This window comes from Saccharopolyspora sp. NPDC003752 (assembly GCF_053605825.1).
In genome coordinates this window covers 258543-270594 of the sequence record NZ_JBSGJZ010000008.1, presented here as the reverse complement: position 1 = coordinate 270594, position 12052 = coordinate 258543, and the positions used below count along the sequence as shown (strand labels likewise).

General features: G+C 70.1%; 11 protein-coding genes. 7 read left to right on the top strand and 4 right to left on the bottom strand.

Annotated features, from left to right (window positions below; all coding sequences use genetic code 11):
• The first annotated feature begins 348 nt into the window (after positions 1-348).
• Together ACWEV3_RS13725 and ACWEV3_RS13720 are read left to right on the top strand one after the other, a co-directional pair.
• A complete protein-coding gene (locus tag ACWEV3_RS13725) occupies positions 349-1461 on the top strand; it encodes an NAD(P)/FAD-dependent oxidoreductase (RefSeq protein ID WP_452614158.1) in 1113 nt (370 codons plus the stop codon).
• Positions 1462-1496: 35 nt separating this feature from the next.
• Positions 1497-2252, top strand: a complete 756-nt coding sequence (locus ACWEV3_RS13720) for a lipoate--protein ligase family protein (RefSeq protein WP_452614157.1) — start codon at positions 1497-1499, stop codon at positions 2250-2252.
• Between the two features lie 7 nt (positions 2253-2259).
• Here ACWEV3_RS13720 and ACWEV3_RS13715 read toward each other — a convergent pair whose 3' ends face one another.
• On the bottom strand, positions 2260-3801 hold the full coding sequence (locus ACWEV3_RS13715; RefSeq protein ID WP_452614156.1) for an MFS transporter: 1542 nt from the start codon (positions 3799-3801) through the stop codon (positions 2260-2262).
• A 116-nt stretch (positions 3802-3917) separates the two neighbouring features.
• Between ACWEV3_RS13715 and ACWEV3_RS13710 the strand changes: the two genes are divergently transcribed.
• Positions 3918-4703, top strand: coding sequence for a phosphotransferase (locus tag ACWEV3_RS13710; RefSeq protein ID WP_452614155.1), 786 nt, complete (start codon positions 3918-3920; stop codon positions 4701-4703).
• A gap of 8 nt (positions 4704-4711) precedes the next feature.
• On the opposite strand, the gene ACWEV3_RS13705 is transcribed toward ACWEV3_RS13710, so the two are convergent.
• Positions 4712-5434 (bottom strand): class I SAM-dependent methyltransferase, encoded by a 723-nt coding sequence (locus ACWEV3_RS13705; RefSeq protein ID WP_452614154.1) that lies wholly within the window; start codon positions 5432-5434, stop codon positions 4712-4714.
• A 296-nt stretch (positions 5435-5730) separates the two neighbouring features.
• The gene (locus ACWEV3_RS13700) at positions 5731-7080 is read right to left on the bottom strand and encodes a DUF222 domain-containing protein (RefSeq protein WP_452614153.1); all 1350 of its coding nucleotides are present in this window, start codon (positions 7078-7080) and stop codon (positions 5731-5733) included.
• A 622-nt stretch (positions 7081-7702) separates the two neighbouring features.
• Here ACWEV3_RS13700 and ACWEV3_RS13695 point away from each other — a divergent pair.
• Positions 7703-8161, top strand: coding sequence for a MaoC family dehydratase N-terminal domain-containing protein (locus ACWEV3_RS13695; RefSeq protein WP_452614152.1), 459 nt, complete (start codon positions 7703-7705; stop codon positions 8159-8161).
• Here the strand turns inward: ACWEV3_RS13695 and ACWEV3_RS13690 are convergent, their stop codons facing one another.
• Positions 8162-9499 carry a carboxypeptidase regulatory-like domain-containing protein gene (locus tag ACWEV3_RS13690; protein WP_452614151.1) on the bottom strand — a complete coding sequence of 446 codons (1338 nt, stop codon included), beginning with the start codon at positions 9497-9499 and terminating at the stop codon, positions 8162-8164.
• Positions 9500-9711: 212 nt separating this feature from the next.
• Between ACWEV3_RS13690 and ACWEV3_RS13685 the strand changes: the two genes are divergently transcribed.
• The 3 genes from ACWEV3_RS13685 (at position 9712) to ACWEV3_RS13675 (ending at position 12052) form a co-directional block, all read left to right on the top strand.
• The gene (locus ACWEV3_RS13685; protein WP_358568536.1) at positions 9712-10338 is read left to right on the top strand and encodes a TetR/AcrR family transcriptional regulator; all 627 of its coding nucleotides are present in this window, start codon (positions 9712-9714) and stop codon (positions 10336-10338) included.
• Positions 10339-10371: 33 nt separating this feature from the next.
• Positions 10372-11004, top strand: a complete 633-nt coding sequence (locus tag ACWEV3_RS13680; RefSeq protein ID WP_452614150.1) for an NUDIX hydrolase — start codon at positions 10372-10374, stop codon at positions 11002-11004.
• 70 nt (positions 11005-11074) lie between these two features.
• Positions 11075-12052, top strand: a complete 978-nt coding sequence (locus ACWEV3_RS13675; RefSeq protein ID WP_452614149.1) for a DUF3048 domain-containing protein — start codon at positions 11075-11077, stop codon at positions 12050-12052.

Here is a 12052-nt window from a genome sequence, read left to right as displayed (position 1 = left end):
GGGTCTCGTACTGCTCGACCAGTGGCGGAGTCCAGCTCGGCGGCGCGGGAGCGGGGGCGGATTCGGAAGGAGCGGCCATCGCGAAACCTCCAATTCGCAAGGAGAACAAGCGAACCCGAACCGTACAAGTGGCGCGCGGCCGAGATCAAGATTTCGGCACCCGGACAACACGACCGCCGCAACCAATACCCCGAACGCCGGAACTGCCGCTCGCATCGGCGAATCCGAGAAGTGAAACAATCCGACTATTGCCCGCATTGGTGACCTGAGTCACATGATGTCACACTTCGGTCCGGTGTCCCGTTCCTCCTTCGCGCGTGGCAGCGCAGACCTCGGGAGGACGGGATCATGGCTATTCGGATTGTGGTTGTCGGGGCTGGTTACACCGGATTGGCCGCCGCGAAGCTCGTGGCTCGGTGGACCGATGCCGCGGTGACGTTGATCAACGCAGAGGACCGGTTCGTCGAGCGGGTCCGGTTGCACCAGCTCGCCGCCGGGCAGCGGCTGCGGGACCTGCCGCTGGCGGACCTGATCGCGGGCACCGGCGTGCACCTGGTCGTCGACCGGGTGACCGCGATCGACGCGGAGGAGAAGGCCGTGCGGCTGGCGAACTCGGCCAGTGCCGTGCGGTACGACGTGCTGATCTACGCACTGGGCAGTGCGGCGGACATGGATTCGGTGCCCGGCGTCGCGGAACATGCCTACACCGTGGCCACCGCCGACGAGGCCGTGCGGCTGCGGGAACGCATCGACGACAGCACCACCGTCGCGGTGGTCGGCGGCGGGCTGACCGGCATCGAAGCCGCCGCCGAGCTGGCCGAGGCGCATCCCGGCCTGAAGGTCCGCCTCGTGAACGGGGGCGAGCTCGGCGCCGGGCTCTCCCGGCGCGGACGCGACTACCTGCGGCGCACCTTCGACCGGCTCGGCGTCGAAGTGCTCGAACACGCGAGGGTTTCCGAGGTGCGCGAGGACGGGCTTGTGCTGGCCGGCGGTGGGCACATCGGCGCCGACACCGTGGTGTGGGCGACCGGTTTCACGGTGCCAGGGCTTGCCCGCGAGGCCGGTCTCGCCGTCGATGAGCAGGGCAGGCTGGTCGTGGACGAGATGCTGCGGTCGGTCTCGCACCCGGAGGTGACCGGGATCGGCGACGCGGCGGCGGTGCGCATGCGGAGCGGGCAGAAGCTGCGGATGGCGTGCGCGACCGGGCTTCCGTCGGCGCAGCACGCCGCCCGGGCGATCGCCGATCGGCTGGCCGGGCGGGCGCCGAGGCCGATCCGCTTCCGCTACCTCAACCAGTGCATCAGCCTCGGCAGGCGAGACGCGCTGGTCCAGTTCGTGCACGCCGACGACAGCCCGCGCGAAGCGGTGCTGACCGGCCGGAAGGCCGCGCTGTACAAGGAAGCCATCGTCCGCGGCACGATCCTCTTCGAGCGGCACCCGGTCATCCCGACCTCGCTGTAGCCGGACCGGTGATTTCCGGCCAGTAGAATCGGCGCGTGGAGCTCTTTCGCGGCGCGCTCGGCGTCGGTTCGGACCAGGCACTGGAGGTCGCGATCGCGCATGCGATGCTGCGCCGCGTCAGCGGCGGCGAGGCGGGGCCGGCCGTGCGGGTGTACCGGCCGGACACCCGCGTCGTCGCCTTCGGCAGGCGGGACGCCCTGCTGCCGGGTTTCCCCGCCGCTGTCCGCGCCGTCCGGGACGCCGGGTTCACGCCGGTCCTGCGCGCCCCCGGCGGCCGCGCGGTGGCCTACACCGAGCGCTCGCTCGTGGTCGACCACGTCGGCCCCGACCCCGGCTACCTGGCTGGCATGGACGAGCGGTTCGTGGGTTACGCCGAGCTGTGGGCGGACGTGCTGCGCAAGCACGGTGTCGGCGCGCAGGTCGGTGCGGTGCCGGGGGAGTACTGCCCGGGCGCGCACAGCGTGAACGCGCGAGGCCGGGTGAAGCTGGTCGGCACCGCGCAGCGGATGGTGCGCGGTGCCTGGTTGTTCAGCGCGGTGGCGATCTTCGGCGACGACGAGCTGCTGCGGCCGCTGCTGACCGACGTCTACCGGCACTTGGAGCTGCCCTTCGACGACGACTCGGTGGGGTCGGTGACCACCGAGTCGCCCGGCGCGTCCCTGGACGAGTTCGAAGCCGATGTCGTCGCGGCCTACGACGAGCGGTACGGCCTCGTCCCGGCGCACTTGACGGACGTTCTGATCGGCAAGGCCCGCGATTTGGTGGCGGACCACCGCGTCGCGGACCGCTGAGCTCGCCTCACACCGCAGCCGCTTCCGGCTCGCTGGCCTTCGGTTCCGCCTGCGCGCCGGAGCGCTTGCGCAGCAGGGCCATGCCGATGACCGCGAACAGCGCGACGACGGCCGCGCTGACGATCGAAACCACCTGGAAACCGCTGGTGAAGGCGTCCCGAGCCGGGCCGAGGACGCTTTCGGGATCGGCCAGCCGTCCCGCCGCGGTCACCGCGCCGGCCATCCCGTCCGCGGCTTCGGCCGCGATGCCGGGCGGTAGGTCCGGCGGGAGCACGACCACGCCGCGGTAGACGGCGGTGGCGAGGCTGCCGAACAATGCGATGCCCATCGCGATGCCGAACTCGCCACTGGTCTCCGACATCGCCGATGCCGCGCCCGCCTTCTGCGGCGGCACGGAGCCCACCACCATCTCGGTGCAGAGCACGCCCTGCGGGCCCATGCCGAAGCTCGCGCACGAGATGCCGATGGTCACCAGTACAGCCCCGTTCCCGGCGTCGACCAGCGTGAACAGCAGAATCCCGGCGGCCGCGACGAGCATGCCGAAACCGAGCACGAACTCCGGCCGGAACCGCTTGGCCAGCCGCGGCGCGATCAGCGATCCGACCACCACCGCGCCGGCCTGCGGCATCATCAGGACGCCGGCTTCCAGCGCCGACAATCCGGCGACCAGCTGGAAGTACTGGCTGACCAGCATGAAGATGCCGCCCATGGTGATCGCGCCGACGAGCACGATGCCCAGCGCGGCGCTGAAGGTGCGCACCCGGAACAACCGCAGGTCCAGCATGGGATCGGCGATCCGCCGCTGCCGCCGCACGAAGACCACGCCGAGAGCGATCCCGGCGACCAGCGCCAGCATGTTCGGCACCTGCGGCCCGTACTTGGCGAGTTCCTTGAGCGCGTAGACGATCGGCAGGATCGTGCCCAGCGACAACCCCACGCTGACGAGGTCCAGCTTGCCCGCGTTCTCATCGCGGTATTCCGGCAGCAGCGCGGGGGAGGTCGCCAGCAGCAGGATCATGACCGGCACGCCCATCAGGAAGACCGAGCCCCACCAGAAGTTCTCCAACAGCACGCCGCCGACGACCGGCCCGATCACCATGCCGCCCATGAAGCAGCTCATCCAGACGGCGATGGCGGTGCTGCGCTGCCGGGTGTCCTGGAACATGTTGCTGATCAGCGCCAACGTCGAGGGCATCAGGGTGGCCCCGGCGACGCCCAGCAACACCCGCGCCGCGATCAGCATCGCGGGGCTGGGCGCGAAGGCCGCGGCGATCGACCCGATGCCGAACCCGGCGCCGCCGATCATCAGCAGCTTCCGGCGCCCGATCCGGTCGCCGAGGGTGCCCATGGTGACCAGCAGACCGGCGATCATGAAGCCGTAGCTGTCGATGATCCACAGCAGCTCGGTGCTGGTGGGCTGCAGATCGGCGGCGAGGTGCGGCACCGCGAGGTGCAGCACGCTCATGTCCAACGACAGCAGGAGGGTCGGAAAGGCGAGAACCGCAAGCCCGATCCACTCACGGCGTCCTGCCCTCGGTGTCGTATCCACGCTCGAAACCCTTTCCTCCGGCGACCGCTCCCGCGATGCCGTCCCGCTGTCGTCGTGAGTATTGACAGCGGCCGCGACCGGATTTAATCGGTGGATGCCCGTGCTCTACTGAAACGGTGGACAGTGGTGTGGCGGAACCGGTGAACATCGACGGTGGCTGGGACAGTGCGGCGACGTTGGTCGAAGGACGCTGGATCGAGCGCAGACCCCGGCGACCGGAAGTCGCCGATCGCCTGCGCATGGAAACCGAGTTGATGCCATGGCTCGCGCCGCAGCTGCCGCTCGACGTGCCAGAACCCCACGTGGTGACGACGGAACCGCTGGTGGTCCGGCACGAATTGGTGGCCGGTGAGCCCCTTTCGGAGCCCACTGCCGAGCACGGCCGCCAGCTGGGAGCCTTTCTGCGAGCGCTGCACGCCGTAGACCCGGCCGAGGCAGTCCGTCATGGTTTGCAGAGGCCAGAACCGGCGGGCCGCGAGCTCGCCGAAACGGTGGAGAGGTTCCGGGCCGACGTACTGCCACTGGCTCCCGCTGAACTGCACGGAGCGGCCCGGGCCCTGCTGGACGCCTTCGAAACGCTGCCCGCCGACACCGTGGTCCACGGCGACCTCGGCCCAGAACACGTGCTGTCCGAGGAAGCCGGTCTGTCCGGGGTCATCGACTTCTCGGACGCGCACGTCGGCGACGGCGCGATCGACCTGGCGTGGGCGCTGCACGCAACACCGCCGGAGTTCGCCGCCGCGCTTGCGGAGGAGTACGGAGTGACCCTGCGACTCCACGACCGAGCCCTGCTGTGGCATCGGCTCGGCCCCTGGCACGAAGTCGTCCACGGTCTGGACAACGCCCTGCCGGACGCCGTCCGGTCGGGATTGGACGGCGTCGTTCGCAGGCTGCTCGACTGACCGGGCCGTCAGCGGCGTTCCGCCGCGACCAGGAGGAAGTTCGGCAGCTCGACGTACGCCTCGGTGCCGTCGGAGGGTGACGCGACGGCCGGGTCGAGTCCCGGCTCGTCCAGTTCGCGCAGTCGGCAGCCGAGCCTCGTCAGCTCGTTGAGGTAGGTCGACAGCGTGCGGTGGAAGTCGGGTGCGTGGGCCTGCTCGATCGGGTACTCGCGCAGGTACTCCCGGATGCGGTACTCGCCGTGCTGCCGCCAGGTCGGCGCCAATTGCTCGAAGCACGGGTGGTTGAGGGAGAAGACGAAAACGCCGCCGGGCGCGAGCGATTCGACGCAGGCCCGCATCGCGGTCGACCAGTCGGGAATGGCTGCCAGCACCATGTTGGAAACCACCGCATCGAAAGGTCCGCCGAGATCCGGCAGATCGCACAGGTCGGCCTGCACGTACCGGATGCCACGCGGCTGCGCCGCCTCCTTCTTGGCGGCGTAGTCGTAGAGCGCCCGGGCGGGCTCGACGCCGACCACCTCGGCGCCGCGATCGGCCAGCATCCGGCTGAGATACCCGTGCCCACACCCGGCGTCGAGCACTCGAACGCCGTCGAGCGGCCCCAGCAACCGCAGCAAGGAGGCGTTCAGCAAATGGCGGCGGCAGAAGTCGCCTTCTGGCTCCATCTGGTCCAATACCGCTTCGGGCATCGCGGCCCATTTGCGAATCGCCGCGTCATTCGTCCACTCCATGAGCATCCTTCCGCCAGCTGTCGTTCGCGGATCAGGTCATTCCTCGCGCACGCCGGTGCGACCTCCTACGGGCGGGTCGCGACACGGTCCGGGAGTTTTCGCATCGTGAGCACCGAAGCTGGGACGGCTCCCGGCAAACCGATCAATTATGCCACGGGCGACGCTGCGTCCGAAGGCATCGGAAGAGGCGGGCGATAGCGGCGAGGTTGGTCGGCAAGGGGAGCGGTGCTCCGACAAGAATCTGCGATTCAAGCGGGCGGCGTCGTGCCACCGTCCGCTTGAATCGCATCCGGGCGTCATGGTTCGCCCGCCGGGTCCCGTGGTGCGGGGATGAGGTCCCGGAGGTACTCGCGGTGTTGGGCGGGTAATGCTGTGCCGCCTGGTCTGGGTGTTCGTCTGGGGTCCATTGTGGGCGGTGGGATGAACTCGGGCCTCCCACTGCGCATGGTGATGTCCCAGCGTTGGTTGTGAAGTGTGCGGTGGTGGTGTGCGCAGAGCATCACCATGTTGTTCAGGTCGGTGGCACCACCGTCGACCCAGTGCCGGACGTGGTGCGCTTCCGGTGTCCCCGGCGGCCGGTCACACCCGGGGAAGGCGCACACGCCATCGCGGCGGAGTAGTGCGGCGCGGATGTGGGTGGGCGCGGTTCGTTTCGCCCTGCCCACATCCAGCGGCAGACTGTCACCGTCGAGCACGATGGGCAGGATTTCGGCGTCGCAGGCGATGCGGCGTGCGTTGTGGGCGGTGATGGCGCGTTCGGTGTTGAGTGTGCCGGGCATGCCGTCCTCGCCGATGACCTCCAAGCCCCTCTTGAGGTCGTCGAAGTCGATGGCGATGGTCATCTGCGGCCGTTGCCCGCCGGTGCGGGGCGTCCCGTCGTGGTCCAGTGCCAGGTCCAGCAATGCGGTGAAGCCGTCGGCGTTGCGTTGCCCGGTCGTGCGGGGATCTTTCTCCCCGTCGATCTCGGGCCGGGGCGCGGCCAGCGGTTGCATGAGCGCAGCGAATTTCGCCCCGGTCTCGCGGTCCAGTTTCGCTTTGATGACGGTCATGCCGTCCCGGGTGGTGCCGTAGTACAACTCGCGTGCCTCGTGCTGGGTTTCCTCGTCGCGGTACGCGCCGTCCTGGTCCAACAGGTAGCGGATGCGTTCGGCGAGTTTCTCCAGTTCCCTCGGCGACATCGTCCGCGCATACCCGGCAAGAGTCGCTTCAACCTCGGCGACCTGGTGACAGCGCGCGTACTCGGGCAAACGGCGGATGCCGTTGACGATGACACGCGCGTGTTCCAGCCCGATCTCACCCTCCGACAAGGAGGCGGCCGTGTCGGGGAGGTCGGGAGGTATGAGCTCGCCGTGGAAGGTTTGCCGGTCTTCGACGTTGCGGGCGACTGTGACGCGGGTTTTCGCGTCGCGCGGGTCGATGTTGAGCAGCCCCTGCAACCAGACCTGCAGTGATCGGGCGGTGGTCTCGGTGTGAATGCTTCGGTGGTCGGCTTCGGCGATGTATTGCAGCTGTTCCCACATCAGCACCCGCATCTCCTTCTCCAGTTCTTGGATGCGGGCCGCGAGTTCGGCATCGGTGCATGACACCGCCGACTGTTGAGGCATGGCCTGCACAGTCGAGTCCTGGATGTTCAGCAGCGGTGTCATACCTCCATTCTCCTGATTCGAACATGCATTCGCACTGTTTTTATGGTCGCTTGATCAGGTGAAACACCCGACTGCAATCCAGAAACACGGCCGCGCCAACGAAATCCGTGCACGACACGCCGAAGGCGACCCCATCTACCACCAAACCCGCGCCACCATCGGCAATGCGCACCGCGCCCGGAGACCAGGGATCAATTTCCCGCAAAATCAAGCCACCCCCACGCGACCGGACCCCTGTAACGGATCAACCCGAAACCAAACCCCCACCAGCCCCGGCAAACCCGAAAACGCCCACCCCGCAACGCAAGCCGCCAACGGACCAGCCCACTCCGGGCCATCCCCGCGATACAAAGCCGCTCTGGGGCTGCGGGTCGGATGTCAAGCCTGAAACCCCGAAGGGGCGGCCGCCAGGCCGGGCTTGACCTCCGACCCGCAGCCCCCACAATCCACCCATCGCGGGGATGGCCCCAAAAGCACACCGAACCCCCAAAAGCCCCAACCCCTCCAAAGGCCCCTCCAAAAGCCCCAACCCCTCCAAACCCCCAAACCCCAACCCCCCCAAACCCCAAACCCCCCGTACGATCCCAACCACGCCCCCGCCCAGAAAAGGACGCCCAAGAAGATGGCGATCGACCCAGCGGTGATCGGCAAGCGCCTCCCCGAGATCAGGGCAGAGATAGAACCGGGCCGCCTCCAGCAGTTCGCGGCCGCGATAGGCGAAACGGACCCGATCTACACCGACCGGTCCGCCGCCCGAGCAGCCGGCCACCCAGATCTCCCGGTCCCGCCGACGTTCCTGTTCGGCCTAACCCTGCAAGGCCCGGATTCCTTCGGCTTCATGGCCGATCTCGGCGTCGACCTTCGCCACGTCCTGCACGGCGAGCAGGGGTTCACCTACCACTCCCTCGCCCACGCCGGCGACACCCTGGTGCTCCGCCCGGTGATCACCGACGTCTACGCCAAGAAGCACGGCCAGCTGGAGTTCGTGGTCCGCGAAACCGCCGTCACCCGAGACGACGGCAGCGCGGTGGCGGATCTCAAGGAGGTCCTGATCGTGCGCCACCCGCCAGCCGAGAGCTGATCAGCGCACCCCGGCCATCCGGTGGTGCCGGGCGTCCGGCTCCAGGACGAAGTCGTAGCCGGCGATGCGTCCCGGCCGCACCGCGACCCGGTCCACCGCCGGTCGCATGCCCGGCGCGGAGACGACCACCGTGACGTACTGCCGGGGCAGGTCGTGCACCTCGTATTCGCCCGAGTTCGAGGTCACCAGGTGCGCCAGCTGACCGCCGGTCGGGTCGGTGACGGTCACGATGGCGCCGGGCAGCGCCTCGCCGCCGGCGGCCCGCACGGTGCCGGCCAGGGTGTGGTGGTGCTTGGGCCGGGGCGCCTCGATCGCCGGGTCCACCACGACTTCACTGTCGTCCTCGTGCTCGTAGGTGCCCGCGGCGGTCACCGCTTCCGGGTCCGCGGCCTTCTTCCGCTTCATGCGCAGCTGGTTGAACACCACCAGCAGGACGCCCAGCGCGCACCAGGCGACCAGGCCGAGGACGGCGGGCAGGGCTCCCGCGCCGTTGAAGTACAGGACGCCGCGCATCGAGTCCACGGCCTGCCCGAGCGGCAGGAACCGGTGCAGCGACTGGAAGAACACCGGCACCAGTTCCTTCGGGATGGCGCCGCTGCTGGAGGGCATGCTCAGCAGCACGAACAGTCCCATGGCCACGCCGGGGATGAACTGCTTCACGAACGGCACGAGCCCGAACGTCGTCCACGCGACCGCCTGGGTGAGCAGGAAGCCGATCAGCATCAGGACCGGTTCGTCGTAGATCACGTCCATCGACAGCGCGGCGGAGTAGCACACCACGGAGGCGAACGCGCCGACTCCGGCCAGCGCCAGCAGCTTCTGCCGGGTGGTCAGCGCGGCGCGCAGCAGCATCATCACCGTGATGTAGGGCGGGATGTTCATCGCCAGCAGGACGTAGAAGAGGCCGGTGCCCATGACATCGCCGGGCGCGGCCGGGGCGAGGTCGACGAGCGCCAGGTGGTGCCCGCCGGCCGTGGCGATCGGCGTGAACACCTGCTGCAGCACCATCATCAGCGCCGAGCCGTTGGCCTTCGCGTAGAACAGCTGCCCGTCCGCGGGGTCGTAGGCGGCGACGGCCTGGCGCTGCAGGATCGCATCGCGCGCGCCTTGCTCGTCGGGTACCGCGGTGACGTCGATGCCGCCGGGCATCGCCTGGGCGAAGGCGGCGTCGAGGTGCTGCGCCGCCTGGTCGCCGACCACCGCCACCGGCATGTTGTGCGGTGCTGGGGCGTGGAAGGGCAGCAGGTAGCACACCATGAATCCGACGATGAAGAACATCGGGAACCACAGCGCCGATGCCAGGGTGCGCACCAGTGAGCTCGGCTGTGCCTCGGTCAAGAAGCCTCCTCACGACGGGACGGGGGTGCGGCGCTGCACTGGTTCGGATCGCCCGGCCGAGGGCGAGAACTACCCCATTGACGGTTAGCGACCCTAACTTATTTCTGCAGTCTGTGCAAAAATGCACGGGTGCAACATCGGTTTGTCGGAGATGCCGGAAACCGGGCACTAGGCTGAGCCGGCCGCCCCGACGAGAGAAACGGACGCCCCCGATGGCCAGGACGACGGCCGCGAGCAGCGCGGATGCCGAGCAGGCGTGCGGGCTGCGCGAGCGCAAGAAACGGGCGACCCGGCAGGCCCTGCAGCAGGCGGCCGTCCGGCTGTTCCTGGACCGCGGCATGGACGCGGTCACCGTCGAGGACATCTGCGCCCGCGCCGAGGTCTCCCCGCGCACCTTCTTCAACTACTTCACCGCGAAGGAAGAGGTGCTGGTGCCCTGGGATCCGGAGAGCGTCGCGAGCACCGCGCGGCGAATCCTGGCCCAGCCCGCCGAGCGCTCGCCGCTGCAGGTGGCGCACGTCGCGCTCGGCGAGGCCATCGACGCCGCGATGGCCGCGCCCATCTGGCGCGACCAGGCGCGGCTGCTGCGCGACCACCCCGAGGCGCTGCGCCGGATCGTGCTCGCCTCGCGCGCCCTGGAGGCCGCTCTCGCCGACGGCCTCGCGCAGCGGCTCGGGCGGGACCGCGCGGACCGGTACGTCCGGCTGCTGGCGGCCACCTCGATCACGGCGATGCGCAGTTCGATCCAGTCCTGGCACGAGGCCGACCCGGACACCGACCTGCACGACTTCCTGGACGAGGCCTTCGACCTGCTGGGCCGCGGCCTGCCACCCGGCTGACCGGTCCCCCGGCGCCCGACCGAAAGGACCGCGATGGCCGACGAACTCGCCACCATCCCGCAGCGACCGGACGACGCGCGCCGGCAGATCGCGGCCCGCCTGGCCCGGTTCCGCACCAGGCGAATCCCGTTGCAGGGCCGCCGGGCCGCGGCGGTCGCGATCACCCTGGCCAGCGACGGCGGCGAGCTGGGCGTCTGGCTGACCCGCCGGGCGGCGACGCTGCGCGCGCACGCGGGCCAGTTCGCGCTGCCGGGCGGGCGGCTCGATCCCGGCGAGGACTCACGGCAGGCCGCGCTGCGCGAACTGCGCGAGGAGCTGGGCGTGGCCGCGCGGGAGCAGGACGTGCTGGGGCGGCTCGACGACTACGCGACGCGCTCCGGTTACGTCATCGCGCCGATCGTGGTGTGGATCGGCTCCGCGCCGGAGTTGTCGCCGAGCCCGGACGAGGTCGCGCGGGTGGACCTGGTGACGCTGTCCGACCTGGACGTCGCGCCCCGGTTCGTGGCCATCGCCGAGTCCGACCGGCCGGTCATCCAGCTGCCGCTGCTGGACACCCTCGTGCACGCCCCCACGGCGGCGGTCCTGCACCAGTTCCGCGAGGTCGTGCTGCACGGCCGGGACACCCGCGTCGCCGACCTGGAGCAACCGGTCTTCGCCTGGCGCTGACCCGCTTTCCCGCCCTGGCAGGCGCACTGCGGGCGTAGCCTGGAGCGCGGAGGAGTTGCCAGGAGAAACGATGCGACGCGGGCGCACGCGCACGCTGTTCGCAGCGGCGCTGATCCTGCTCGCGGTGTTCGGCACGGCCGCCTGCGGCCTGTTCTCGACGCCGCGCGCCGGGTCCCCTGCGCCGCCGGAACAGCAGCCCGCCACCAGCGGCACCGCCCCGCCGTCCGCCGGCATCCCGCCGCCGGGCCCGCCGGTGCTCGCGGTGAAGATCGACAACGTGGCCGATGCCCGGCCACCGGTCGGCATCGGCGCCGCCGACGTGATCTACGTCGAGCCGGTCGAGGGCGGTTACAGCCGCCTGCTGGCGATCTTCGCCTCGCACCAGCCGCCGACGATCGGGCCGGTGCGAAGCGCGCGGGAGACCGACGCCGTGCTGCTCCCCCAGTTCGGCCACCCGACGCTCGCGTACTCCGGTGCGGCTCCCGAACTGCTGCCGCTCATCGCGGCGGCCCCGGTGACCGACGCCTCCGACGGGCACCAGCCCGCCGCCTACACCCGCGACGAGTCGCGCACCGCCCCGCACAACCTGTTCCTCGACCCGGCGAAGCTGCCGCCCGGCGCGCCCTGGCCGGGCCAGAACCGGATCGTCGCCGGGCCGGCCCCCGCCGGCGGCACGCCGACGGACCACTACGAGGTCACCTTCCCCTCCGCCACCGTCGGCTTCCAGTGGTCCGCGGCGGAGCACCGGTGGCTGGCCTCGATGGACGGGGCGCCGTTCGCGTCGGTCGACGGCGGGCGGCTCGGCCCGCCGACGGTGGTGATCGAGCGGGTCAAGGTCCGCGAGTCGGCGATCCGCGACGCCGCGGGCAACCCGTCCCCGATCGCCGAAACGGTCGGTAGCGGCGCGGTCTCGGTGCTCCGCGACGGGCGATCGTTCGAGGGCACCTGGTCCCGGCCCGCCCCCGATGCCGCGGCCACCTACACCGGCCCGTCGGGCGAGCCGCTGCTGCCCGCGCCCGGCCAGGTCTGGATCGTGCTGACGCCGTGA

Bases quoted from the DNA above. Each gene is read 5' to 3' on its own strand.
- ACWEV3_RS13725 (WP_452614158.1), top strand. From the start codon at position 349: ATGGCTATTCGGATTGTGGTTGTCGGGGCTGGTTACACCGGATTGGCC.
- ACWEV3_RS13705 (WP_452614154.1), bottom strand. From the start codon at position 5,434: ATGGAGTGGACGAATGACGCGGCGATTCGCAAATGGGCCGCGATGCCC.
- ACWEV3_RS13700 (WP_452614153.1), bottom strand. From the start codon at position 7,080: ATGACACCGCTGCTGAACATCCAGGACTCGACTGTGCAGGCCATGCCT.
- ACWEV3_RS13695 (WP_452614152.1), top strand. From the start codon at position 7,703: ATGGCGATCGACCCAGCGGTGATCGGCAAGCGCCTCCCCGAGATCAGG.
- ACWEV3_RS13685 (WP_358568536.1), top strand. From the start codon at position 9,712: ATGGCCAGGACGACGGCCGCGAGCAGCGCGGATGCCGAGCAGGCGTGC.
- ACWEV3_RS13680 (WP_452614150.1), top strand. From the start codon at position 10,372: ATGGCCGACGAACTCGCCACCATCCCGCAGCGACCGGACGACGCGCGC.
- ACWEV3_RS13675 (WP_452614149.1), top strand. From the start codon at position 11,075: ATGCGACGCGGGCGCACGCGCACGCTGTTCGCAGCGGCGCTGATCCTG.